The sequence below is a fragment of the Enterococcus sp. MSG3290 genome (assembly GCF_050555565.1).
In the GTDB taxonomy this organism is placed as follows: Bacteria; Bacillota; Bacilli; order Lactobacillales; family Enterococcaceae; genus Enterococcus_B; species Enterococcus_B faecium.
The window spans coordinates 1,462,158-1,488,156 of the sequence record NZ_CP187862.1; the positions used below are offsets into that span (position 1 = coordinate 1,462,158).

Genomic DNA, 25,999 nt, shown 5'->3' on the forward strand with positions numbered 1-25,999 from the left:
CTTCATTTGCTACTTCGTATAAATTCTCTGTATCGACCGATAAAACGAAATACTGTGTCAAATTCTTCTTTTGACATATTTTCAAATACAGTAGCATCTCGCTGTACCCATTTTTGATGGAGTTGCTCGTGTCTATTCCTTATTTTTTGTCCGATTGGCGTCAATTGAAAATAGATTTCTTTTTTATTCTCTTCGCTTTGATAAGTGTTTATGATCCCTCTAGCTATCAGTTTTTTTGTTAGCTTACTGATGGCTCCTCTAGTCATGTAACTAGCATTCGCTAATTTTGTCACGTTAGGATCAGGGATTTTCCCGATATGTTCAATCACTTCTAGTTCATTTAGAGTAAATCCTGCAAATTCTTTTTCCATTTCTGGTTTATTACGATGAATAATCTCATTAGCTAAATCCAGATATTCTTCTATTAGCAGTTGTCTTTTATCCATTTCTACACCTTCTTTTTCTTTCATTATATTGTTTTTTTGTTTCCTATTCAACAAAGATAAAAATATTTTGTAGGAAAACCCAATCTGAAACCAAGAAAAAAAGGGGTTGACAAAGCTTGTCATAACCCCTTTTTCTGATTAAAAGATAGTAAAGAGACAGTCATCGGTAATTGTGATGATTTTTTGTCATCACTTAAGGATGAGCGGCCTTTTCAAAAACTGTCTTTAAAGATCATCATCAGTTTCTAGCACATACGGCTGACCTTCATATGTGTACTCTGTATTCAATGTGCCGTCATTTTCATCTGAGTAGATGCGTCTACTGAAAGGAAAACGATGAGAAACATTATCTTTGGCGTCTTTTGCTGGCATCGTGTAATATTCCTCTTGCGTTTCATTCAACTGAGAGAGTACTTGATCTGCCAACTCATCAATATTGATCGTTGATTTCTTCGAAGCACTTTTATAATCTTCTAAAAATGCATCTTGTTGGACAAAATATTCTTTATTCATCTTCTTTCTCACCTTTCTTTTCAAAATCAAATAAAGCTGCTTGTTCTTTTATGTAACAGCTTTATCTTTGCTGCTTATTGTGACAAAAAATTCGAAGAAAGACAACTAATTGTACTTTTCACAAAAAAGACAGAGGGTCGTGACAAAATTGTGTCACAACCCTTTTCTTTATTGTGCAGTTTCGATTTCGCCTAGCGCTGCTTGTGCAAGTAGGTTCAAGTAATTCCAAGGGCGGTCAAAATGTGGTTGGAAGAAGAAATCTGAAAGTGCGAGATCTTCTACAGTCATTTTATTTTGAACAGCTAAAGACATGGTATTTGCTGATTGTGTAATGTCGTATTTGGACATGAACTGAGCACCTACGATACGATTCGTTCCTTTTTCATAGACTAGCTCCATCATTACTTTTTCAGTAGTTGGCATGAACTCTGGACGATAATTATCTTCAAATACAGTCGCTTGGACTTCTAAATCGTTCAAAGTTGCGCTTTCTTTGGTCACACCTGTCGAACCGATCGTCCAGCCAAATAGGTAAAGTCCTGAAGTTCCTTGAGTACCACGATACGCCATTTTATGATCTGTCAAGTTATTTCCCACAAGCAAACCTTGACGCACGGCATTTGTTGCCAAAGGAATATAGTTTTGCGTGCCACTTGGATTGTAGTTGACTACTGCAGAGTCTCCAGCTGCAAAAATGTCTGGATCACTTGTCTGCATGTATTCATTCACTTTGATTGCCCCGTTTGGCAGTGTATCTACTTTTCCTTCGATCAGTTTTGTATTTGGACGGAAGCCCACACATAAAATGACCATATCTGTATCAAATGTATCTGTTGGTGTAGCTACTTGTTTCACTTTTCCTTCTTCATCTGTGATAAATTCAGTAACATTTTCGCCTAGCGCAAGAGTAACACCGCGGTCTGTCAATTCTTTTTCTAAGATATCTGTGAATGGTTTATCTAGATATTTATTCAAGATGCGATCTAATCCATCAATCAATGTCACTTGTTTTCCAGATTCGACAAAAGCTTCTACTAATTCAATACCGATATATCCACCACCAACAATTACTACACGTTTTGCTTCTTTCGCTTGTGCAATAATTTCATTTGCTTGATTGTAGTTTTTGCATAGGAGTACATTTTTCGCATCGATTCCACTAATCGGTGGGATAATAGGCCATGAACCAGTTGTCATCACTAATTTATCATAAGAAACCGTTTCTGTTTCTCCTGTTTTCAGATCTTTTGCCGTTACTGTTTTATTTTCTGTATCGACGTCTGTTACATCGTGTTCCATTTTAACTGTTGCTCCTAATGAAGATAATTCTTCAGGATTTGAGTAGAACAAGCCTGCTGGGTCCTTTACTACTCCGCCGACATAAAGTGCGATACCGCAAGATAAGAAAGAAATATTGTCATTTCTTTCATATACTGTCACTTCTGCTTCTGGATGATTTTTTAAAATACTTTTTACAGCTGCAGTACCTGCATGAGTACAGCCAATTACTACTACTTTCATTTATGGTCCCTCCGATTAACATTTTGTCCTTCGACAAAACTACTATAACAGAAATAAAACGGATACAACAGTTTAATGCTTGTGAATTCACAAAGGTTTGTTTGTAGTTTCATTCCTTTTCAAGCATAAGAACCCAATATCTACAAGATTCCTATTGTGATAATATTCACTTTGATATCTAAGATTGTGAATAAAAGACAAAAAAATAAAAAAGCTAGCGTTTTTTTTACACAGCTAGCTTTTTTTAGGTATAACACTTGTAGAAACTGTTTTTACATTTGCGCCTTTTTTGCTGACTCTTTACAATCCGGACAGAGTCCATACAATTCCAACCGATGTTCATTAATCTCAAAATCAGTCAGTCTGCTCGCAGCCATTTCTATATCTTCAAGCCCTGGGTAATGAAAATCAACAATCTTACCGCAGTTTTCACAAATTACATGATAATGACGCTTTGAACTGAAATCAAATCGGCTAGAAGCATCGCCGTACTTCATTTCTTGAACAAATCCAATCGAAGTAAATAAGCGAAGGTTATTGTAAACAGTCGCAACACTCATATTTGGAAACCGATGTTCAAGTGCTTTATAAATCTCATCAGCCGTTGGATGGGAATGATGTTCAATCAAATATTCTAAAACCGCGTACCGTTGAGGTGTGATTCGAATGTTCTCTTTTTTTAACTTTTCGATAACCTCTTCGACTAACTTATTTTCCATGTAAACACCCCACGTTGTTATTCTCGTCTTATCATACTATTTTTACATTTTAAAATCCACTTAACATGAAAAGAAAATTCAATTTTATTGTATTTTAATGAAAAAAGACGTAAAACAGTCGCGTTCACTATTCTACGTCTCTATTCAAATAATTTTTCTCATCATAAATTTTTGTGTGTTCTTTTCATCTTTAAAAGTTTTTTACATAAACCTATCTGGAGAAAAACCAAGTGCCTTATATCTCTTGGTAAAGGGCTGTAGATAAATAACGTTCACCATTGTCTGGAACCACAGCTAATACCTTCTTGCCTTTTCCTAATTCTTTTGCGACTTTTAGCGCGGCAGCAATTGCAGCGCCAGATGAGATGCCTACTAAAATCCCTTCTTTTCGCCCAACTTCTCTAGCTGTTTCCATCGCTTCGTCTCCACTAATAGAAAGGACTTTATCATACACAGAAGTATCCAGTGTTTTAGGAACAAAACCTGTACCGATTCCTTGGATTTTGTGAGGTCCCGCTTCTTTCCCTTCTAAAATAGCAGATTCTGCTGGTTCTACCCCGATTAATTCGATTTTCGGATACACACGTTTTAATTCTCGGCCAGCGCCAGTGATCGTTCCTCCTGTACCGATACCTGCAACAAACGCATCCAAGCCATTTACTCCAAATGCTTGATGTATCTCAGGACCAGTCGTCTTCTCATGCACAAGAGGATTTGCTTCATTTTCAAATTGTAATGGTAAAAAGTAGCCGTTTTCTTTTGCCAAACGTTCTGCTTCTCTGATTGATCCAGAAATACCATCCGCACCAGGAGTCAAAATCAACTCTGCGCCGTACCCTTTCATCAATAAACGTCTTTCGATACTCATCGTCTCAGGCATCACGATGATTACTTTATATCCTTTTGCAACTCCTACCATCGACAATCCGATTCCTGTATTTCCAGAAGTAGGTTCAATGATAGTATCACCTGGTTTCAGTAGACCATCGTGTTCTGCTTTTTCTATCATACTTAAAGCAATACGATCTTTTACACTTCCTCCTGGATTAAAAAACTCAAGCTTTACAAAAATATCTGCTGAATCTTCTGGTACGATTTTATTTAATTTGACGATTGGCGTTTTGCCAATCAATTCGGTGACTGAGTTATAGATAGCTGTCATCTTCAATTCCTCCTTGTCTTTGCTCTTCTTACTTATCATAATACAATCTGTTCATTTATGGCGAGTGATTCGTCTTTGACTAGCAAAAAAAAGACAAAGATATACCATATATGGTAGTTTCTTTGCCTTTTTATCTAAATCAAACGTTTAGTTCTTGACCAACTAATAAAGAATAACTGGACATAGACATGCCATTTTTCGCCATTAGATCATCAACAGACATGCCAAATTTTTGTGCAATATCCCATAGCGTATCACCTGACACGACTGTATATGTCTGACCATTATTTGTATTTACATCTGTTGTTGAAGATGATGACGTTGAAGTCGTCGTAGTAGTCGTTGTTGTTGTACTTGTGGTTGTTGTAGCCGAACCTGTTGATGGCGTATCAAAACGGGTTAAATTATAAGTATTAATCAATGAGTTCAATTTGGCCCCATAATTTGGATCGGTAGCATAACGACCTGTCAAGTACGCTGTTGCATCATAAAAACTTGTTGTATTGCTTTTCCACACGCCAGCATAATGATAATCGCCCGTGGAAAAACTGGTTGAACGAAGAACATTCGCATGGTCTTGGAAGGATTCCCAATAAGAAGAATATTTTCGGAATGGTTCATTCATCGTTACCCATTGTCCGTTTACATATTCTTTGGTTGCCATATAAACGACCTGTCCGTTATAGCTTCCTTTCACACCGAATAGATTATAATTTGGCGCACTAGCTAATCCGGAAGTGCCATATGCACTTTCCAACAACGCTTGAGCGATCATGACTGAAGCATACAAGTCATTACTTGCAGCAACTTCTGACGCAGACCAGCCGATTTGATCGATAAACGCTTGAGGATCAGCGACTGTTTGAGATCCTTGTTCATCTGCATGAACATGTTGCGGTAACGCTGTAACCATCATCGGCCCAACTAAAAGACTCGTTCCAATTAAAGGAGCAATCGCTTTTTTATTGATCACCATTTTTCTTTTAGGTCTATGGTGTCGGGCACTGCGGGTCTTCAGCTCTTGCATTCAAATTCCTCCTCAAAATAAAAAAACTTAATAAAAAGTTCTCTTCTTAAAACAAACTTAATTAATTAAATTATACTTTTAATTCTCAAGAAACACAAACTAATCCGAAGAATTCTTTGTTTTGTCATTTAAATGTAACATAGCCGAAAACGAAAAGTAATATTGATTTATTCTTCTAACACATAAAGAACAGCTGTCTCCATCTTGCAGACAGCTGTTCTTATCAGTCAAACAATTGCTTGGATCTATGATAGTTGATTGTACGTATTCACGACATTTTCTACTGTAAATCCAAATTCTTCTAAAATTTTAGTGCCAGGGGCAGATGCACCGAAATGATCGATTGTAATCGTTGCGCCCTCTGTTCCTACGTAGCGTTCCCATCCAAATGATGCAGCAGCTTCGATAGCCACACGTTTCTTCACTGATTTAGGAAGTACACTTTCTTTATATTCAGAAGATTGTTTTTCAAAGAGGTCAAAGCTTGGCATAGAAACAACAGAAACATCTTTGCCTTTTTCAGCCAATTCTTTTTGAGCTTTCACAGCCAAATCAACTTCAGAACCTGTTGCAATCAAAATACCTTCTGGTGTTTCTCCTTGTGATGGAGAAAGAACATACGCGCCTTTTTTCACCATTTCATCTGCTACTTCTTTTGTAGAAGGCAATACTGGAAGGTTTTGACGACTCAATACAAGGATAGTAGGCGCATCTGTTGTCTCCATCGCTACTTTCCAAGCAGCACGTGTTTCATTTCCGTCTGCCGGACGAATCACTTGAACACCAGGCATGCAGCGAACAGATGCTAGTTGTTCAATCGGTTCGTGCGTTGGTCCGTCTTCTCCGACAGCAACCGAGTCATGTGTTAAGACGTAAACAACAGGAGTATGTTGGATTGCTGCTAAACGAACTGCTGGTCTTAGATAATCGACAAAGACAAAGAATGTTCCACCGTAGATACGAGTTCCGCCATGAAGTTGGATACCATTCATAGCCGAAGCCATTGCAAATTCGCGGACACCGAACCAGATGTTGCGTCCTTCATAATGTTCAGGAGTGAAATCTTTATCTGCAGCCACCATTGTATTATTGGAACCTGACAAGTCCGCTGAACCACCCCAGAAGCTTGGTATAGCTTTCGATAATTCTTGGATGACTTCTTTACTTGAAACACGGCTTGCTTGACTGCTTCCAACTTCATAAGTTGGCAATTCTGCATCCCAGTTTTCTGGTAGTTTGCCATCAAAAGCATCTTCAAATTGTTGTGCTAATTCAGGATAAGCTTTTTTATAATTGGCAAACATTTCATTCCATGCATCTTCAGCTTTTTGTCCTTCTTCTATCATCGTTTGATGGAAGCGGGCAGCTACTTCTTCTGGAACAGTGAAATCTGGATACTCCCAACTATAAACTTCTTTAGCCATCTTGATGCCATCTTCACCAAGAGGAGCACCATGAACAGCAGATGTTCCTTCTTTAGGAGCACCATAGCCGATGACTGTTTTTACTTCGATCAATGTTGGTTTGTCTGTTTCAGCTTTTGCTTCTTCAATCGCTTTAGAGATTGCTTCTAGGTCATTTCCGTCTTTCACTAAGATATGTTGCCAGCCATATGCTTCATAGCGAGCACCAACGTTTTCTGTGAAAGCTTTTGAAGTTGGACCGTCTAGTGAAATATCGTTTGAATCGTATAAAACGATCAATTTCCCTAGTTTCATATGACCTGCCATCGAACTTGCTTCTTGAGATACCCCTTCCATCAAGTCTCCGTCACCGCATATTGCATACGTATAGTGATCCATCACATTAAAGTTTTCTTTGTTATACGTTGCTGCAAGGTGCGCTTCTGCCATTGCCATACCGACAGCCATTGCAATCCCTTGTCCTAATGGCCCTGTAGTGGCTTCTACACCATCTGTATGATGTACTTCAGGATGTCCTGGTGTTTTAGAATCCCATTGACGGAATTGTTTCAAATCATCGATTGTCACTTGATAGCCAGCTAAATGAAGCAAGCTATACAACATTGCTGACCCATGTCCTGCCGAAAGAACGAAACGGTCGCGGTCAGCCCAGTTTTTTGATGTCGTTGGATTTACTTTCAGGTGTTTTGTCCATAACGCATATGCCATAGGTGCTGCGCCCATCGGCAATCCAGGATGTCCTGAGTTTGCTTTTTGGACTGCTTCAATACTTAATGTACGAATTGTGTTAACGCCAAGTTGGTCAATTTTGTCAAACAAAATAACCCCTCCTATTAATTTAGGTTTTTTTTACCTTTATTTCTTACACTTTCATTCTATAAGATGTCACACGAAAAAGCAATCTTTTTCAGTATTTTTTACTAAAAGTTGTCATTTCGGTTGTGTAAGCCTTTTTTCTTTTGGATTTCTTTTAATTTTTCCGGGGTCACGTCATTCCCCTCAGGATCGACGACTTTCATTCCTTCGATATGATGACGCATACCGGAACGAAAAGCTTCCAAATACTCTTTGCGTAAGTTGATTTGTTCTTGTTCTTCGGCTTTTGAGAGACCATTTTCCTTCTTTTTACGTGCAAGTTCATTGATCCGCTCTATTTTTTCAGGTGACAGCATGCTCAGCCCTCCTTTTACTCTCCTTCATATTATATAAAAACTGAAAAAAAAACAACTAGATAAACTAAATAAAATACGAACATTCGTTTGATTTAGCGCTTTTTATATGGTACTATTTATTTATCAAGTGAAAGAAGGTGTACCTTGTGGCCCGACAAACTGAATCAAGACAAATCGAAGTCTTACGATATATCCATGAACAAGTAACCCAAAAAGGATACCCGCCGACTGTCCGTGAAATCGGGGAAGCTGTTCAGCTTTCTTCTACTTCTACTGTTCACGGTCATCTTGCACGGCTTGAAAAAAAAGGGTTTATCCAAAGAGATCCGACGAAACCTCGTGCAATCGAGTTGACAAAACAAGGTTTAGAAAAGATTGGGATTCGTCCAACAACTATTCCAGTACTTGGCGTCGTAACAGCTGGAGAACCCATTTTAGCAGTAGAGGATGCTTCAGACTTCTTTCCAATCCCTCCTAATCTTTCTTCCGAAGAAGGCAGTCTCTTTATGCTGACAATTCGTGGAGATAGTATGATCAATGCTGGGATCTTGGATGGTGACAACGTGATCGTTCGGAAGCAAGAAACTGCTCAAAATGGCGATATTGTCATTGCAATGACTGCCGAGGACGAAGCGACTTGCAAACGATTCTATAAAGAAAAAAACTTTTTCCGTCTGCAGCCTGAAAACGACTTGCTCGAACCAATCATCTTAGATCAAGTATCTATATTAGGACGAGTAGTAGGACTTTATCGTAGTCATATCTATTAATTGCTACTAATAAAAGAAAACTTTTTAAAAAGAGTTTGAGACGATGGTCTCAAACTCTTTTTTCGCCCGGGTTCTTCTTCTTTCAAATTTTTATCACTTCCCTCTTTACAAACCGAACAAATATTCGTATACTAAATATACGAACAATTGTTCGCATAAATTAACGAGGTGAGAATTCATGAAATCAATGAGACGTCTTGGCTTAGTATTAACTGTTTTGTTTTTAGGTATTATTATTGGTAATTTCGGCATACGTCCAGCTTTACTTGTGTTTGTTCCGTTATTTACTTTGTGGTTCATGTTGTGGGATGAAAAGAAGTACCGTCAATCTGAGCGGCGCAGAATTCATGAAGATCATTTCTATCATGAGCCCTACTACAGATCCAGGCAATCATAATAAGGATTGACTGCTAATTATTCAAAAGACAAGAAGTTAAACTTTTACGGGGGTGTGACAAAAAATCGGTCACATCCTTTTTTCGAATAAACGGTGTTCTAAAGCCATTTTTTCGGTATTAAGTCAAATTGCGGAAAAAGTGATTTTTTAAACTTCTACTGGTCTTTGCTTGTTTCCATTTATAAAAAAATAGCGACCCTCAAAAGTCAGATAGAGAATCTGACTTTTGAGGGTCGCTTTAAAATCGCTTCTTTAAGAATAACATCAAGAATAGCTTCTTTTTTCTGCTTAATATTCCATTAATGTAATGATGTCATATCCTTTGATTTTGTCGCGTCCATGGAGATCCATCAATTCGATCAAAAATGCGCAGCCTACGACTACACCGCCTAATTGTTCGATCAGTTCGATCGTCGCTTTGATTGTTCCTCCAGTAGCTAGCAAATCGTCACAAATCAGCACACGTTGACCTGGTTTAATGGCATCCTTATGCAATGTCAATGTATCTGTTCCATATTCTAATCCATAAGTCACTTCGATGGTTTCTCGAGGTAACTTCCCTTTTTTGCGGACTGGGGCAAAACCGACTCCTAACTCATAAGCAACAGGACATCCTACGATGAATCCACGGGCTTCTGGCCCAACTACCATATCAATTCGTTTTTCTTTTGCATAATTTACGATTTGCTTCGTAGCTTCCCGATAAGCGTCACCATCTGCCATCAGTGGGGAAATATCTCGAAACACAATTCCTTTTGACGGATAGTCGGGAATACTGGCAATATAATCTTTTAAATCCACTCTTTGTTTCCTCCTAGGTTGTTAACCATTTCTTTATGGTAGGAATATCGCTCAAAAGCAAAAATTCCTCAACTTTGATTTTATTGAGCCGCCGCTGGTATAATCTGCTCTCAGTCAAAGGATGACTTTCTGGGCTAGCGACTTTTTGTAAAACACCGTTCTCTATTGTAACAAATTTCAATTCAAAAAACACCTGTATCATAAAAATTAATAATTTTTCAGGGATACGCAAATATTGAGCTATTGCTTTTATTTTATGACGTATATCAATTCGTTCTTGAGAATGGATCAGTTTAAACAATTTTGCGTACTGTTCTCTTGTGCCTACCCCATTCAAATAGGCCTCATCAGGCGAAATCCCCATCAGATAAACACGATTGAATGAATAAGACCGAAAAACTTCTTTCAGATCCGCTAAATCATCTGGACAATCCATAATAACTAGAGAGTTCGGTTTTCTTTTTTCAATTATTGCCTTTACAGAATCTAGTCCTTCGAAAACAATCGCAGCTTCCTGGATAATCTCAGGCACGAATTTCAACGTCGAAGAATCAAATGCTAAATAAAGGCTACCTTCCGACGTTCGGCTCTGTTCACGGAAACGTTTTGCCCGCCAATCAAATACTTGCAGACCACCCACAGAAAAATCAGATACCATCAGCTGCGGTTTCTTACGCCCGTTCCATTCATTGATCGAAAGCTTTCCTACCACATCTACCTGATTATTCAGCAGTTCTTCTTCTTGAGTACCAAAACCAAAAGCGACCGCATCAAGCTGACTCGATGCATCGGAAAGGACAAATTTCAGATGCTGTTGGTTTGCTCCGATTCTTTTGATATTTTCTGCTTGGACTTGTCGAAATAAAAACTGAGGCAAAGGATTATCCGTACCAAATGGCGCCAATAGTTTCAGCTCATCAATTCGCTCTACTGTTACTTCATTTGGCAGCAATACTTCATCAATTCTCAACTCAGGCCCTCTCATCAAGTCAATTTGATGATCGACTATATATTGGTTCATCTTCTCCTGTAGTATAGTGACATTTTCACTTGGCATCGTTAAACCGACTGCTGCATGATGTCCTCCGAAGTAAGTAAATAAATCTCGCATCTGGTCAAGCATTTCAAAAAGATTCAAGGCTTCAATACTACGTCCAGATCCTTTAGCTGATCCATCTTCTTTTAAAGTAAGGACAAGCGTTGGTTTACCCGTTTCATTCATTATTTTCCCAGCAACAATGCCCAAAACGCCCTCATGCCATCCTCGGTTTACCAATAGATGAATATGATTCTCCTTATTGACCATCGCTAATGCTTCTTGTGTTATCTGCTCTACGATTGCTTTTCTTTCTTCATTGATCTCATTCAATTTTTTTGCTTGAACGGATGCTTCCTCTTCATCAAACGTCGCAAGTAACGAGACGGCAGGACGTGGATCGCCCATCCGACCGATTGCATTTAGTCTGGGAGCAATCGAAAAACCGATCGTTGTTTCGTCTGCGTCCCTCATTTTTACGCCGCTTTCTTCAAATAGCGCTTGAAGTCCTATCCGTTCTGAATGATGAATGGCATCGATTCCTAATGAAACAAGGATTCGATTCTCATCAGTCAATGAAACTAAATCGGCGATCGTTCCTATCGCTACTAAATCCAAAAATTCTACAGGCGGTTCTTCCAATAATGCAGAAGCTACTTTGAATGCTACTCCGACTCCTGCCAAATCTGGAAATGGATAGTGCCCCGCTGGATGACGAGGGTGAACAATCGCATAAGCGTCTGGTAAATTCTCAGGTAGTTCGTGATGATCTGTAATGATCACGTCTACACCAGCTTGCTGAGCGTATGCTACCGCATCATTTCCTGCTACCCCGTTATCAACAGTGATGATCAACTGGATTCCTTCTTCGATCTTTTCTTGGTATACCGATTGGTTTGGTCCATACCCATGCTCAAATCGATTTGGCAGGAATACTTCTACTTCTGCACCAAGTAATTCCAGTGTTTCTTTCATTACCGTTGCACTGGTGATCCCATCTGCGTCATAATCACCGTAAACGAGGATTTTTTCTCCACTGATTACAGCTTCTTGGATTCGGCTGATTGCTTTATCCATATCGTGCATCAGATACGGATCATGTAATTCTTGTTCCTTTGGATGTAAAAATCGGTTGATATCCTTTTCCTCATGGTAACCTCTTTGCCACAGTAACTTACCGACAAATGGAGATAATTTCAGTTCACGGATCATTTGGAGAAAGGATTCAGAAGGCTCTGTCTCGCTTAACTTCCAATCAAAATTTGCTTGTCTCACTTTCTCACTCCTAACTTAGTTATTATAGCAAAGGAAATCAGCAAAAAAAAGCAGAAAGAAAGAATAAAAACAGATCAGATCCGCTAGACAGATGTTCAGCAGGACCTGATCTTTTGTACGACCATTTATGAAATATCCCTATTAGTCAAAATAATTGAAGCTTTGTTTGGGCGATTGAGTTTTTTGTTCTTCCGGCGCTTTCAATTGACTGATTTGTGCGGTTTTCGCTTGTAACTCCGCCTGATAAGCAGCTTCCAACTCCGCACGTTCGTTTCTAAACTCGCGTTGCTGTTCTTCTTTTGCTTCTTCAATTTTCTTTTGAAGTTCTGTTTGATATTCTGACATTTCCTGAGTCAGCTGTTTGATTTGCTTTTTTTGCTGCCATAGTGTTGCCGAAGCAGTCAAAAATACAATCAGTGCACCAATCAGCGCAGAACCGATGATCACTAAGATCAATGGCGCAGAAAAGGAAGTGAAGCCAAAACTTACAGGAACATTTTTATTGTTCAATACAGCAAAAAGAACAATAATCAAAACTAAAACAAATCCAAGAATCACATTGCTTTGCTTTTTCAATTCCTTCACCTACTTTTTGTTAAAAATTCCGCTGGCTAAATAATCACCAATCGTTGGAAACAGCGTATAAAATTTTGATGCAACTTCTAAAATAAACGGTTGATTGATTTCCCGTTTTGGATGTCTCATATTGCGGACGATCATTTTTGCCAACTTGGCAGGTTCTAAAACGATTTGTCCGACTTTTTCCAAATAGCTTCCGCTTGGATCAGCCTTATCGAAGAAATCTGTCTCGATTGGACCTGGATTCACTGTCGTAACAGCTACGCCAAGTGGTTTCAATTCTAATCGCAAAGCATTGGAGAAGCCAAGGACTGCAAATTTCGTGGCAGAATAAACCGTTGATTTTGCAGTTGCCATTTTTCCAGCCATAGAGGCGATATTAATGATATGACCTTGTCTTCTTTCTGCCATATCGATCACAAATTTTTGTGTCAAAACCATCATTCCTAAGATGTTGACTTCAAACATATCGTATGCTTTTCCAAGGTCGAATGTAAGGAAGTCTTCGAAAATCCCAAAACCCGCATTGTTTACCAGAATATCGACGCGCCCGACTTCTTCCATCACCTTTTCATATAATTCGTCCACGCTTTCAGGATTGCTGACGTCTACCTTGAAAGCATAAGCCTCTTTGCCGCTCAAGCGTCTGCACTCGTCTCTGACACCTTCTACAAATGCCATTCTTCGTGCGCAACTTATAACGATTGCTCCTTGCTTTGCTGCTTCATAACAGATTTGTGCGCCCAGACCGCCTGAACTACCTGTTACTAAAACAACTTTATCTTCTAAATTCATGCCTCTTCCTCCTCGCGAAATGGAATCTCAATGCTATCAAAATCTTTCATAATCGTCGTGTTTTCAAACACTTCTTGTGCTTCTTTTTCAAGCTCTAAAGCTGCTTTTCCTAAATATCTCGCACTGATATGAGTAAGTAGCAGCCGTTTTGCCTGCGCTTCTTTTGCAACTTCAGCAGCTTGATGAGTCGTGGAATGGAAATAGTTGTGCGCCATTCTTGCTTCATCTTTATTAAATGTGCTTTCATGTACCAGAATATCGCTATTTTCCGCAAGCACAACGGAATTATGTGTTTTTCTCGTATCGCCTAAAATAGTCACGATTCGTCCTTTTTTATCTGGACCTACGAAATCTTTTCCATTGATCGTCCGCCCATCTTCTAGTTGGATCGTTTCACCTTGCTTCAGTTTGCCGTACAGTGGTCCAGCTGGAATACCTAATTCTTTTAGACGATCCACCTGCAATTCTCCTTTATGATCATGTTCAACCACACGATAACCAAAACTGTCGATCCCATGATTTAGTTTTTTTGTATAAACAGAAAATTGCTGATCAGTAAAAATCGGGGCTGTTTCATTTAGCTCAATGAATTTTAGCGGATAACTTAAACGCGTTTGCGAAATACCTAAAGAGACTTTTATGTATTCCTCTATCCCTTTTGGCCCGTAAATCTCTAATGGCGTATCCCCACCTTGAAATGACCGGCTGCTGATGAGCCCGGGAAGTCCAAAAATATGATCGCCGTGTAAATGTGTGATGAAAATTTTACCGATTTTTCTCGGACGAATAGTCGTTCGCAAAATCTGCATTTGCGTGCCTTCGCCACAGTCGAACAACCAAACTTCATTGCGCTCGTCTAAAAGTTTCAATGCTATACTTGTCACATTTCTATGTTTTGCAGGAACACCTGCACCTGTTCCTAAAAATTGTAATTCCATAATCTACCTGACTTTCTTTAAGTTCCTCTTTAATTTTAGGGTAAAAAGAAGGGATAATCAACCGTAAGTCGAGAATGGGTTCAAATTAAAAATAACGTTCTAAAGCGATAGCGTTTTCTTTGAAAATTACTATAAAAACAGCAGCGAACCCGTTTGAGATCCTCTGCTGTTTTTTATTAATTTGAAGATCCAGAACTTTCATTGTCGTTGGAAGTTTGCGGATGTTTTTCCTTCCAAGTCTTTTGTGCAGCTTCTTTCGCTTGATTTTCAGCTTCTTTCGCATCATGCACATCTTTTTCGACATCTTCATAATCCAAGCGGGTAATTTCTCCGCCTAATTCCATCATTACCAATTGATTCAGTGGGCGATTGTCCTCTTCATCAGCAATCAAGATCAGTCCTGTAGCTCCTTCACCGATTTTATTTCCTACAAAGTCGAACACGGTCTGGGCATCTTTTATTTCTTTGGCATCTTGTGTCGCACCGATCATTCCTCCGGCAAACCATCCTAATAAAATCCCTAGCGGACCACCTAATACACCAACCAACATTCCGATTAATCCACCCGTAGAAGATTTGTTATTACCGGTAAAGTCGATAAAATCTTCTATTTTGAATTGATGTGTCCCATTAGGATCATGGCTGACAACTGCCATCTGTTCTCCTTTAATCGAACGAACAGCATGTAACTTTTTGATTTCTGAAAATGCCTGATATGCCTGGCTTTCTACTTGAAAATTTAAAATGATTACTCGTTTGCTCATTAAAAACGCCCCTTTCATACCTTCTTGTTATTTATTTTACCTTTAATTGTAAAATAAGAAAAGAAAAGCACTCTTTTTTTCCAATAAAATAGGGCTGTGACAAAAGTCGTATCACAGCTCCTTTTTCCGAATAAACGGCGTTCTTGAAGCTGACCACTTCTGTCACAACCTCCCTTAAATCTGAATCTATATTTTTTGGTATTTGTTTTTATTTGCTTGCCTATTCGACAAATTCAAATTCAAACTCACCGATACGTACAAGGTCGCCATCTTTCGCACCGCGTGCCCGAAGAGCTTCATCCACACCCATACCACGTAATTGACGAGCAAAACGCATCACTGTTTCATCATGATCGAAATTTGTCATTTGGAATAATTTTTCGATCTTCTCACCAGATAAGATCCACGTTGCATCTGAATCACGATCGATTTGGAACTCAGGACCTTCTGGATTGAATCCATAGTGTACAGTTTCTTCTTCCAGTTCTTCTTCGTACAATGGGAATTCTGGCGTTACTTCTAACAAATCTGCTGTAGCATTCAATAACGCGTCCAATCCTTGTCGAGTCACTCCAGAAATTGGAAATACTGGGATGTCATCAGCAAATTCATCTTCTTTTTCCTTGTTCAGCTGTTCTTTGAATTTCACTAGATTTTCCTGTGCATCCGGCATATCCATTTTGTTTGCCACGATGATTTGCGGACGCTCTAGCAAGCGTAAGTTATAAGTAGATAATTCTTTGTTGATGGCAAGATAGTCTTCATAAGGATCTCGTCCTTCCATCCCACTCATATCGATCACATGTAAAATTACTCGTGTTCTTTCGATATGACGAAGGAATTGTGTACCCAGCCCAACACCTTGCGAAGCTCCTTCAATCAAGCCTGGCAAGTCTGCTGCGGCAAAACTTCTGCCATCACTTGTAGTAACCATTCCTAGATTAGGGACGAGCGTCGTGAAATGATAAGCGCCGATTTTTGGACGAGCAGATGAAATAACGGATAGTAAAGTCGATTTCCCGACAGATGGAAAACCTACAAGTCCAACGTCTGCCAATACTTTCAATTCTAGTTCGATTTTTCGCTCTTGTCCTGGTTCACCGTTTTCAGCAATTTCCGGTGCAGGATTCCGAGGAGAGGCAAAACGGATATTCCCTCGTCCACCGCGTCCACCTTTTGCCACAACTAGTGTTTGACCATTTTCAATTAAATCTCCTAAAAGAGCACCAGTCTCCGCATCTCGGACAGTGGTTCCTTGTGGTACTTTAACATAGGTATCTTCTGAACCACGACCGTGCATCCCTTTACTCATCCCATTTTCACCTGGCTGCGCTTTGAAATGGCGATTGAACCGAAAATCCATCAATGTACGTAACCCTTCATCGACGATCAAGATGACATCGCCGCCACGACCACCGTCTCCGCCAGCCGGTCCGCCGTCAGGAACGTATTTTTCGCGACGAAATGCAACCATTCCGTCTCCGCCCTTGCCAGCTTTCACATCGATCGTTACTTGATCTAAAAACATGGACATAATTAAGTCCTCCTATTATTCATTTATTTATTTGACTGCCTGAATTTCCACAATAAACAAAAGTCTTACTTATTTTATCGGTGAAATCTGATTTTGTCTATCATTTCAGCAAAAAGATTGTTTACCTTCTTCTTTTTTTATCATTTGGTAAGGTTTCCAACCTTTTTTCTGCTACCAAGTATAATTTTTTGACAAAATATTCTTTGCGTAGCAGAATAACAGTGTATTAATTGTATTAATTGAGGATGCCGTTTCACAGCACCCCTAATAAAGGAGGAACTTTTGATATGACAGTAAAAGTAGGTATTAACGGATTTGGGCGTATTGGCCGTCTGGCTTTCCGCCGCATCAAAGAAGTCTCAGATGATATTGAAGTAGTAGCAATCAACGACTTAACAAGTCCAACTATGTTAGCACAATTATTGCAATTTGACTCTACTCATGGTACTTATCCTGGCACAGTTACTGCAACAGAAGACTCAATCGTAGTGGATGGCGAAGCAACTCGTGTTTATGCAGAACCCGACGCAAGCAAAATCCCTTGGGTAAAAGAAAACGGTGTAGATATCGTACTAGAATGTACTGGTTTTTATACATCTGAAGAAAAAGCAAAAGCGCATTTAGATGCTGGTGTCAAACGAGTAGTTATTTCTGCCCCAGCTGGTGCTATGAAAACCATCGTCTATAACGTCAATGATGATACATTAGATGAAAACGACAAAATCATCTCAGCAGGTTCATGTACAACAAACTGTTTAGCACCTATGGCTTATTTCTTAAATAATGAATTTGGGATCGAAGTTGGTACAATGACAACAGTTCATGCCTACACTTCCACACAAATGCTCTTAGATGGACCTGTAAAAGGCGGTAATTTGCGTGCTGCTCGTTCAGCTGCTGACAATACTATCCCACATTCTACTGGTGCTGCGAAAGCAATCGGCTTAGTTATCCCTGAGCTACAAGGAAAATTACAAGGACACGCACAACGTGTTCCAGTCGTTGATGGTTCATTAACTGAATTGGTTTCAGTGTTGAAAACAAAAGTAACTGCTGATCAAGTAAACGAAGCAATCAAAAAACACACAGTTGACAATCCTTCATTCGGGTATGATGACCGTCAAATCGTTTCTAGCGATGTCATTGGAACAACTCAAGGTTCGATCTTTGACCCAACGCAAACAGAAGTAACAACTGCTGGTGATTTCCAACTTGTTAAAACTGTTGCATGGTATGACAATGAATATGGATTTACTTGCCAAATGATTCGCTTACTAGAAAAATTCGCTAATTTGTAATTTGATAGATCAATCGATAAAAGAAGCCTTTGACTGGATCCAGTCAAAGGCTTCTTTCTTTTCATCCCCTACTTTTAAACTCGTTCAATGAACATATTGGCTTAAAAATTGTTGGACTACTTGCTGATATTTTACAGGATCTGTCTTGTATGCTTCCGCATGCTCGGCTCCTTTTACAACATACTTTTCTTTTGGTCCCTTCGTTGCACGATAGACCTTATCTAACATTTCAAATGGTACAAATGTATCTTCGTCTCCATGTATAAAGAGCATTGGGCGCTGGTTTTTCTTCAATTGTTCCACTGCATTTGCTTCACCGAAAAAGTAGCCAGCACGGACTTTTGTCACTAGACTTGTTACTTGCATAAGCGGAAATGCTGGAAGACTAAACATATCGTCTAGCTGATAGGCAAGCTCATCATGGACGGAAGAATAACCGCAATCTTCAATGATTGCTTTCACATTATCTGGTAGTTTTTCTCCGCTAGTCATCATAACTGTTGCTGCTCCCATGCTGACACCGTATAGAACGATTTCTTGCGATTTTCCATTGTTTTCTAGCACTTTGTTTATCCACTGTACATAGTCTTTACGCTCTGGCCATCCAAATCCAATGTAATCCCCTTCGCTTTTTCCATGTCCTCTTGCATCAGGAACAAGGACATTGTAACCCATATCATGAAACATCTTTGCGTAATTGGTCATCGTTTCAGCGTTTCCCATATAGCCATGAGCCACAAGAGCTGTTTTTTCACTTTTCGTTTCAGCAGGAAGATAAATCGCTGATAATTTCAGACCGTCTTTTGAAGTGATGGTCCAATCGCTTCGGTTTTCTTTTGAACTAAACCATTTATGTGCATCCGTTTCTTTGGATGTCTGTGTTGTACCAGGTGTATCTTCGTCTAAAAAGTCTTTCTCAGAAGGCACAACAGCATAATTATAAAAATAATTCCCTGCAAACACTAACGCAACAATCAGAGCTAAAGCGACGCCTAAAAGGATTTTCATCCAAAGTTTCATAAATCATCCATCTCATTTCTCTTTTTTCATATAACCTTGAATTAGTATAATCAAAGAATCTCTACTATGCAATGTTCATTTTTATAACCTATAAAAAAACAAAATAAAAAAGCAGAAATAACTGGCTATTTCTAGCGGATTATTTCTGCAATAACTAATTATCTATTTTTTATTTTCAATTAATTTAAAGCTTGACCATGGTTTCAAAAAGTCAAGGAGGAATAATTCGTCATCGGAGATTCTTCCTACAACATTGACACGTCCGTCGTTTTTCATATCCTTCAAGGCGATTTGTGTTTCTCCTTTGTATTGACCGTACCCTTCATTGTCAATCAGTACATCCCCATGATGCATATCTCGCGTATTATGAGGCGGGAAATCTTTATCTTTGTAGTATACACGAGTCATCGTTGAACGAAGGATATATTCTGAGCGATCCCCTCGATAACTATGAAGGTTATCAAACAAGCAGATTCGTTCGTTTTCTGTAATACCTTCTTCCGTATCTACTTTCAATGTTGGATAATCCGCGTTAAATGCTTCTGCCATTTCTTTCAATTCTTCTTCACTTGCGTACGCATTTCCAATAGAAATATCATCAATCAATCCTGTAAGGATTAAATGCTTCACTTGTGTCGCAATTTCAAGATCTCGGTGGTCTTCCAGCGTGCACAAGCCATCTTGCGTAGGCCAAGGGCCAAACTCAGCAGATTGCGAATTGACGAATGCCATCGTATTCAAATTATATTTTCTGAATTTTTCTGAACAAAAAACAAAGTGTTCGTATCCTAAACCAGAGTATCGATGAGGATAAAAATTATGAGAACCTAATAAATTATCCGTGTTTGGCGAATAACTCATGATGTTGTCAACGTAATTCGTGCCCGAACTCATATTGATCTCGATTTTGATACCAAAAGGATTGCGCGTCATTTTTGCTTCTTCTGCTCCTGTGAATCCGATATCTAAGCGGACCCCGTAGGCACCCATCTTATGGAAAAAAGATAAGTCATCGTAAGAAATCTCCAACTGTTCAAATAACGCTGGATTGATATCAACCATTACTTCCATGCCTAGGCTATTCGCGTAATCAACTACTTCTTTAAATTCTGAAAGAACTTTTTCTTTATCATCATTGATCTGCAGCAAACTGGTAAAAACCCGTTTATACCCATACTTATGAGCTAAATCCAAGTACGCTTTGTCCTTTTCAAATGTTGACCGTTCTGGATAAATCGAGATTCCTAATTTTCCCATATTACCATTTCCTCCTGCATCTTTTCGTTTTTGTATCCACTTACATTATAGCAAACACAAAGTAAATGGTCTACACCTTTTCTTTTTCTTTTAAAATAAATGATAAATTCCAATAATTTAAGTAGGTATTTTCCCTCTATTTTGTTATCATTAAAGATAACAAAATAGTAAATTGGAAAGGAACAGTTATGAAGAAAAATAAAGTTATTTTAAGTATTAGTTTAGCAGCAGCATTGCTGTTTGCTGCTGGTTGTTCTGCAAACAACACGACTTCTTCTAGTTCGTCTACAGAAAGTTCAAAAAGTACATCTACTGCGGAAAGCACGACTGCCAGTAGCGTCGATTTGAACGCATTGGAATTACCACAATTGACGAAAGATGTCGCCGAAAATGAAGATCTGGTCGAAATGGTGACGAATAAAGGCACAATCAAAATCAAATTATTTCCCGAATACGCACCAAAAGCGGTTGAAAACTTTATGACACATGCAAAAGACGGTTACTACAACGGACTGACTTTCCATCGCGTCATCAAAGATTTCATGATCCAAGGTGGCGATCCTAAAGGCGATGGCACTGGAGGGGAAAGCATTTGGGGAGAAGGATTTGAAACAGAGATCAACAACCACCTTTATAATATAAGAGGTGCGTTATCTATGGCTCGCTCACAAGATCCTAACAGTAACGGCAGCCAGTTCTTTATCGTTCAAAATACAGATGATATGCATGATGGTCTTTTAAAAGACGACTATCCTCAAGCAATCATCGACGCTTATAAAAACGGCGGTTATCCTTCACTAGATGGCCATTATACTGTCTTCGGCCAAGTGATTGAAGGAATGGATGTCGTGGATGCTATTGCAAATATCGAAACAGATAGTTCAGACAAACCAAAAGAAGAAGTAAAAATCGATAAAATCAATATACTGCAAGAAGCAAAACAAAAATAAAAAAATAACGTCTGAATCCCGCATAGATGACAACGTATGCTAGGATTCAGGCGTCTTCTTTTTACATAAAAAGCAAGTAAGCTTCCTTTTGTTTTGCTATATCAGGTTTTATAGTCAAGCATTTTGGTTGACGATGAACGTGAACTCGCACTCACAGACTTTTTTATCATCTACATATGCTGCAGATAACGCTGTACCGACTGATCCCTTCATTTTGGTGATTTCAAAATGACATTTCAGCACATCTCCTGGAACAACTTTTTGACGGAATTTGGCCTTATTGATCCCACCGATATAAGCTCTTTTTCCTAGAAACTCTTCTGATTTTAGGATAAGTATCGAACCTGCTTGTGCCAGTGTTTCTAGAATCAACGCACCCGGCATCACTGGATTGTCAGGAAAGTGACCTTGGAAAAAATCTTCATTGATTGTTACATTTTTTGTCGCAACGATCTTTTTTCCTGGTTCTAAAGTATCTACATAATCAATATAACAAATAGGATAACGATTAGGAATCAATTCCATTACTTCAGTAGCAGATAATACGTAAGACATAATTAAACTCCTTCTTTCAGGCAATTGCCATTTTCATTACTTTGACTATCAAAGTATCATATTCCTAAATATTTAGCAATCTTTTTTTAATTTAAGAAAAAATAGTTTGACAATCAAAACATTTTGACTAATAATTAAGAAATCAAGAAGTTATTTTAGCTATTATTCTCTATTTTTTTACGACTATCAAATTTTTATCAGAAACAAAGGAGAGTCATTATGTCATTTCTAGAAGGAAAAAAAATCGTCATTATGGGCGTCGCTAACAAAAAAAGCATTGCTTGGGGTTGTGCTGAAGCAATGTTGAAACAAGGGGCAGAAATTATCTATACTTACCAAAATGAACGAATGAAAAAATCATTAGTCAAATTGGTCGGCGAAGAAGCATTCACTGTAGAATGTGATGTTTCTAGCGACGAAAGCATCGAAAAAGCAATGAATGCCATCGGTGAATATGCTGGGGAGATCCACGGCCTTGTCCATGCAGTTGCTTACGCCAACAAAGAAGAATTGTCCGGAAATGTGTCTGATATTTCCAGAGACGGCTATCAATTAGCTCAAGATATCAGCAGCTACTCTTTAATTGCTGTATCAAAATACGCACAACCGTTTCTTGCACCAAACAGCGGGATCGTTAGCATGACTTATCTAGGTTCAGAACGCGCAATCCCGAATTATAACATGATGGGTATTGCGAAAGCTTCTCTTGAAGCTGCTATCCGTTATTTGGCAGCTGAGTTCTCGCCTAAAGGAATTCGGGTCAATGGAATCTCAGCTGGGGCAATCAAAACATTAGCTGTCACAGGTGTTAAAGACTATCAAAAACTGATCCAGTTATCTGAATCTCGTACGCCTGATCAGCAAGGTGTGACGATCGAAGAAGTCGGTAATGCTTGTGCTTTCTTAATCAGCCCACTTTCCAGCGGAATCATCGGTGATATTATCTACGTTGACAAAGGTGTCCATCTTTCATAAACTTTTGTTGCATTCTTTAAAGTAAAACATATAAAAATCAGGAAAAAACTTTTTAAAGTCTCTTCCTGATTTTTTCTTTTTACGTTTTTTTCAACTCATTACTTTGAAATTATTCCACGACTTCAATCCAGCCTTCTGGTGCTTCTATGTCTCCAAATTGAATACCTGTCAATTCATCATACAACCGTTTTGTTACTGGTCCTACTTCCGTTTCACTATAAAATACATGAAGATTGTTATTGTGATAAATCCCACCGATTGGAGAAATAACAGCCGCTGTACCACATGCACCAGCTTCTGCAAATTGATCTAGATCATCAATGAAAATATCTCCTTCAATTGCTTGCAGTCCTAGTCGTTCTTCAGCTAACTGCAACAAGGAATATTTCGTGATACTTGGTAAGATAGAGGGCGATTGCGGAGTGATGAATTTTCCGTCTTTTGTAATTCCAAAGAAATTTGCTGCACCTACTTCTTCGATTTTCGTATGTGTGGCTGGATCAAGATAAACACAATCTGAGTAATCCAGTTCTTTTGCTTCTGTTCCTGGAAGTAAACTCGCTGCGTAATTTCCGCCGACTTTTGCTGCACCAGTCCCCTTAGGAGCAGCACGATCGTAATCAGATACAATAAAATTCGTTGGTTTTAGTCCACCTTTGAAATACGCTCCTACTGGCGTACAGAAGACGACAAATAAATATTCTGGAGCTGGATGGACACCAATGTTTTCACCGACCCCAATCAGTAAAGGGCGCAAGTATAATGTAGCGCCTGTTCCATAGGGCGGCACAAAATCTTCATTTGCTTTTACCACTTGCTTGACAGCATCAACGAACATCTTTTCAGGGACCATTGGCATCAGCAATCGTCTAGCACTTTGATTCATCCGTCGACTATTTTGTTCAGGTCGAAAGAGATTGACCTTGCCGTCTTTTCGACGATAAGCTTTTAGACCTTCAAAACATTGCTGACCATAATGAAGCGCTGGAGAGCCTTCATGAATCGTCAGGTAATTATCTTCTGTCAATTCTCCTTCTTCCCATTGTCCGTCTTTCCATTTGGCAATAAAACGCCAAGGAGTTTTGATATAAGAAAAACCTAGATTGTTCCAATCGATTTGCATATACTTACCACCTTCGTTATTTTCTCCACATTTTATCATTATCCATATTATTTGTCATTTTATTTTCAGCTTTTTTCCTTCATTATAGTTATTTTTGCTATTTCCTTTTTTGAAAACTTCTTGGTACAATACAGAAAGAATCAAATTTTAGAAAAGAGGATTTTATGTTTTCATTATTAGCAACTGCCGGTACGACAGACTCTTCTGGCGAGACATTGACAGATCAAGCTGTCAGCAAAGTAAATGCGTTTCAGCGGTTTTGGGACGGGATTGATTGGGACGCCATTTTGGCTGCCTTTATCCAAAAAAGTTTATATCTGGTTTTTTTGATCATCCTTTTTTGGATTCTTCACCGTGTGGGAAAATATCTGATTGATAAGTCTTTTAATCAGTATTCTAAAAAAGCCATTCTAAACGAGAGCCGCTTAAAGACTTTACATAGTCTTTTAAATACTATTTTTCATTATACCCTTGGTTTCTTTTTTATCTATGCAATCTTATCTGCTATTGGTGTGCCGATCGGATCACTTTTGGCTGGTGCCGGAATTGCAGGTGTGGCAATCGGTCTTGGTGCCCAAGGGTTCATGAGTGATGTTATTACCGGATTTTTTATTATCATGGAACAACAGATGGATGTTGGGGACTACATCAAGCTAGCAAACTTAACGATTGAAGGAACCGTCGTATCTGTTGGTATCCGTACCCTTCAGCTGAAAGCAACGGATGGTACTGTCCATTTCATCCCGAATCGAAACATCACCACGATCAGCAATCTCTCTCGTGCAAATATGCAAGTACTTTTAGATATTCGGATTGTTCCTGAAGAAGGATATGACAAAATCTATGAGATCATTGATCGAGTAAATCGTACATTAGCTGAAAAATACCAAGAAGAGCTCCAAACTGAACCTTCTATCTTTGGATTAGTGGATCTTGGAAACAGCAATTTTGCGATTCGTACGGTCTGCTACGCATTGAACGGAAAACAATATGCCTTAAAAGAAGAGTTCTTGAGCTCCTATGTCAAAGAATTGACAGCTTCTGGTTTCACGATTCCGAACAGTCCAATTGCTGTCGGAAAATAATTTGGACAAACGATGCAACGAATCTCACTAAAAAGAGCGTGGGACAAAAGTAAAGAACACTTTTGTCCCACGCTCTAAACACGTATAAACGGCGGAAGCAGAAGCAACTCCTTCGGAAATAAGCTGAAATTCACAAAAATTTGAAAAGCAATTTTCGTGAATTCCTTCTTATTTCTTGGAGTTAAACGCTTTTGTCCCAGCCTCTTTTTCAAGATAAAGTCAAAACTGGTACGCTGTTTTTTCTACTTATTTTTTGATTATCTTTTAGTTTCTCGTTCTTTAGCTCACGATATCGATTTGTTCTTTTAATTCTTCGATTTTCGGAGACAATATATTACGACGTTCTAATTCATGCACCATGAAGTTTACGGCTTTAAGCAGCTCTTTTCTTGTAATGATTCCTTTGAAAATCCGATCTTCTGTGACAACCGGTAAAAAAGGCGAATCGACTAACAAATGGAGTACTTCTTCTAGTTCCCAATTTTCATCAATTGTCGGAACATCTGTTTCTGTCACATCAGCAACCGTTAGTCCTTCTAACGGGTCCATGCTGATTGTTTGCAAGTCAATCATTTTATTGACCACATCTGATAAACTTACTAGTCCTACAAAGTGATCATCTTTTCCTAATACAGGAATTTTGGAATAACCGACCTTCGATAACACAAGTAAACCATGGGATAATGGATGATGATACATAACATTTGCCACATTTTCTGCAGGAATCAAAAACGTTTCCTGATTTTCCAGCAGCATTTCTCTTACTATAGGTCCAATCATCTGATGGCCTCCATTTCTATTTCATTCAACACTACTATTTTACCGAAACCGGATGCAAAATTCATAAAATAAAGCTTATTTTT

Annotated in this window: 26 protein-coding genes; 6 read left to right on the top strand and 20 right to left on the bottom strand. The window is 38.8% G+C overall.

Annotated elements, in window-relative coordinates:
* Positions 1–2: 2 nt before the first annotated feature.
* From IGL31_RS06965 to IGL31_RS07000, 8 genes are all read right to left on the bottom strand, one after another.
* Entirely contained in the window at positions 3–446 is a 444-nt protein-coding gene (locus tag IGL31_RS06965; RefSeq protein WP_002289545.1) for a MarR family winged helix-turn-helix transcriptional regulator, read from the bottom strand.
* Positions 447–671: 225 nt separating this feature from the next.
* The gene (locus tag IGL31_RS06970) at positions 672–959 is read right to left on the bottom strand and encodes a DUF5960 family protein (protein ID WP_002289544.1); all 288 of its coding nucleotides are present in this window, start codon (positions 957–959) and stop codon (positions 672–674) included.
* 168 nt (positions 960–1,127) lie between these two features.
* Entirely contained in the window at positions 1,128–2,480 is a 1,353-nt protein-coding gene (locus IGL31_RS06975) for an NADH oxidase (RefSeq protein WP_002330194.1), read from the bottom strand.
* A gap of 272 nt (positions 2,481–2,752) precedes the next feature.
* On the bottom strand, positions 2,753–3,199 hold the full coding sequence (locus tag IGL31_RS06980; protein WP_002289542.1) for a Fur family transcriptional regulator: 447 nt from the start codon (positions 3,197–3,199) through the stop codon (positions 2,753–2,755).
* Positions 3,200–3,434: 235 nt separating this feature from the next.
* Entirely contained in the window at positions 3,435–4,361 is a 927-nt protein-coding gene (cysK, locus tag IGL31_RS06985; protein WP_081156350.1) for a cysteine synthase A, read from the bottom strand.
* 139 nt (positions 4,362–4,500) lie between these two features.
* Positions 4,501–5,388, bottom strand: a complete 888-nt coding sequence (locus IGL31_RS06990; RefSeq protein WP_081156349.1) for a glucosaminidase domain-containing protein — start codon at positions 5,386–5,388, stop codon at positions 4,501–4,503.
* Positions 5,389–5,633: 245 nt separating this feature from the next.
* Positions 5,634–7,631, bottom strand: a complete 1,998-nt coding sequence (gene tkt, locus IGL31_RS06995) for a transketolase (protein ID WP_086300103.1) — start codon at positions 7,629–7,631, stop codon at positions 5,634–5,636.
* A 101-nt stretch (positions 7,632–7,732) separates the two neighbouring features.
* Complete coding sequence (locus IGL31_RS07000) at positions 7,733–7,984, bottom strand: DUF896 family protein (RefSeq protein WP_002295816.1); 252 nt, start codon at positions 7,982–7,984, stop codon at positions 7,733–7,735.
* Between the two features lie 146 nt (positions 7,985–8,130).
* On the opposite strand from IGL31_RS07000, the gene lexA reads away from it, so the two are divergent.
* Together lexA and IGL31_RS07010 are read left to right on the top strand one after the other, a co-directional pair.
* Entirely contained in the window at positions 8,131–8,754 is a 624-nt protein-coding gene (lexA, locus tag IGL31_RS07005; RefSeq protein ID WP_002296572.1) for a transcriptional repressor LexA, read from the top strand.
* 178 nt (positions 8,755–8,932) lie between these two features.
* A complete protein-coding gene (locus IGL31_RS07010) occupies positions 8,933–9,151 on the top strand; it encodes a hypothetical protein (RefSeq protein WP_002297436.1) in 219 nt (72 codons plus the stop codon).
* A 288-nt stretch (positions 9,152–9,439) separates the two neighbouring features.
* Here the strand turns inward: IGL31_RS07010 and IGL31_RS07015 are convergent, their stop codons facing one another.
* From IGL31_RS07015 to obgE, 7 genes are all read right to left on the bottom strand, one after another.
* Complete coding sequence (locus IGL31_RS07015) at positions 9,440–9,952, bottom strand: adenine phosphoribosyltransferase (protein WP_002295813.1); 513 nt, start codon at positions 9,950–9,952, stop codon at positions 9,440–9,442.
* Between the two features lie 13 nt (positions 9,953–9,965).
* Positions 9,966–12,263, bottom strand: coding sequence for a single-stranded-DNA-specific exonuclease RecJ (gene recJ / locus IGL31_RS07020; RefSeq protein WP_002338264.1), 2,298 nt, complete (start codon positions 12,261–12,263; stop codon positions 9,966–9,968).
* Between the two features lie 141 nt (positions 12,264–12,404).
* Positions 12,405–12,848 (bottom strand): LapA family protein, encoded by a 444-nt coding sequence (locus IGL31_RS07025; protein WP_002303793.1) that lies wholly within the window; start codon positions 12,846–12,848, stop codon positions 12,405–12,407.
* Positions 12,849–13,637, bottom strand: coding sequence for an SDR family NAD(P)-dependent oxidoreductase (locus tag IGL31_RS07030; RefSeq protein WP_086300104.1), 789 nt, complete (start codon positions 13,635–13,637; stop codon positions 12,849–12,851).
* Complete coding sequence (gene rnz, locus IGL31_RS07035) at positions 13,634–14,575, bottom strand: ribonuclease Z (RefSeq protein ID WP_002295809.1); 942 nt, start codon at positions 14,573–14,575, stop codon at positions 13,634–13,636. The genes IGL31_RS07030 and rnz overlap by 4 nt, the downstream gene beginning before the upstream one ends.
* Before the next feature lie 176 nt (positions 14,576–14,751).
* On the bottom strand, positions 14,752–15,339 hold the full coding sequence (locus IGL31_RS07040; protein WP_086300105.1) for a DUF1269 domain-containing protein: 588 nt from the start codon (positions 15,337–15,339) through the stop codon (positions 14,752–14,754).
* A 220-nt stretch (positions 15,340–15,559) separates the two neighbouring features.
* Positions 15,560–16,873 (bottom strand): GTPase ObgE, encoded by a 1,314-nt coding sequence (gene obgE / locus IGL31_RS07045; RefSeq protein ID WP_002295805.1) that lies wholly within the window; start codon positions 16,871–16,873, stop codon positions 15,560–15,562.
* A gap of 287 nt (positions 16,874–17,160) precedes the next feature.
* On the opposite strand from obgE, the gene gap reads away from it, so the two are divergent.
* The gene (gene gap, locus IGL31_RS07050; RefSeq protein ID WP_002295802.1) at positions 17,161–18,171 is read left to right on the top strand and encodes a type I glyceraldehyde-3-phosphate dehydrogenase; all 1,011 of its coding nucleotides are present in this window, start codon (positions 17,161–17,163) and stop codon (positions 18,169–18,171) included.
* An 84-nt stretch (positions 18,172–18,255) separates the two neighbouring features.
* Here the strand turns inward: gap and IGL31_RS07055 are convergent, their stop codons facing one another.
* Together IGL31_RS07055 and IGL31_RS07060 are read right to left on the bottom strand one after the other, a co-directional pair.
* Entirely contained in the window at positions 18,256–19,191 is a 936-nt protein-coding gene (locus tag IGL31_RS07055) for an alpha/beta hydrolase (protein ID WP_086300106.1), read from the bottom strand.
* 162 nt (positions 19,192–19,353) lie between these two features.
* Positions 19,354–20,448 carry a DUF871 domain-containing protein gene (locus IGL31_RS07060; RefSeq protein WP_002295800.1) on the bottom strand — a complete coding sequence of 365 codons (1,095 nt, stop codon included), beginning with the start codon at positions 20,446–20,448 and terminating at the stop codon, positions 19,354–19,356.
* A gap of 188 nt (positions 20,449–20,636) precedes the next feature.
* On the opposite strand from IGL31_RS07060, the gene IGL31_RS07065 reads away from it, so the two are divergent.
* Positions 20,637–21,398 carry a peptidylprolyl isomerase gene (locus IGL31_RS07065; protein WP_002295798.1) on the top strand — a complete coding sequence of 254 codons (762 nt, stop codon included), beginning with the start codon at positions 20,637–20,639 and terminating at the stop codon, positions 21,396–21,398.
* A 114-nt stretch (positions 21,399–21,512) separates the two neighbouring features.
* Here the strand turns inward: IGL31_RS07065 and fabZ are convergent, their stop codons facing one another.
* Positions 21,513–21,953 (bottom strand): 3-hydroxyacyl-ACP dehydratase FabZ, encoded by a 441-nt coding sequence (gene fabZ, locus IGL31_RS07070; protein ID WP_002295797.1) that lies wholly within the window; start codon positions 21,951–21,953, stop codon positions 21,513–21,515.
* Positions 21,954–22,172: 219 nt separating this feature from the next.
* Here fabZ and fabI point away from each other — a divergent pair, with 219 nt between their 5' ends.
* Positions 22,173–22,928 carry an enoyl-ACP reductase FabI gene (fabI, locus tag IGL31_RS07075; RefSeq protein WP_002295795.1) on the top strand — a complete coding sequence of 252 codons (756 nt, stop codon included), beginning with the start codon at positions 22,173–22,175 and terminating at the stop codon, positions 22,926–22,928.
* 109 nt (positions 22,929–23,037) lie between these two features.
* Here fabI and IGL31_RS07080 read toward each other — a convergent pair whose 3' ends face one another.
* On the bottom strand, positions 23,038–24,090 hold the full coding sequence (locus tag IGL31_RS07080; protein ID WP_002321517.1) for a branched-chain amino acid aminotransferase: 1,053 nt from the start codon (positions 24,088–24,090) through the stop codon (positions 23,038–23,040).
* Positions 24,091–24,215: 125 nt separating this feature from the next.
* Between IGL31_RS07080 and IGL31_RS07085 the strand changes: the two genes are divergently transcribed.
* Complete coding sequence (locus tag IGL31_RS07085; protein ID WP_010727792.1) at positions 24,216–25,136, top strand: mechanosensitive ion channel family protein; 921 nt, start codon at positions 24,216–24,218, stop codon at positions 25,134–25,136.
* Between the two features lie 279 nt (positions 25,137–25,415).
* Here the strand turns inward: IGL31_RS07085 and cbpB are convergent, their stop codons facing one another.
* A complete protein-coding gene (gene cbpB / locus IGL31_RS07090; protein WP_002295789.1) occupies positions 25,416–25,916 on the bottom strand; it encodes a cyclic-di-AMP-binding protein CbpB in 501 nt (166 codons plus the stop codon).
* Between the last annotated feature and the right edge of the window lie 83 nt (positions 25,917–25,999).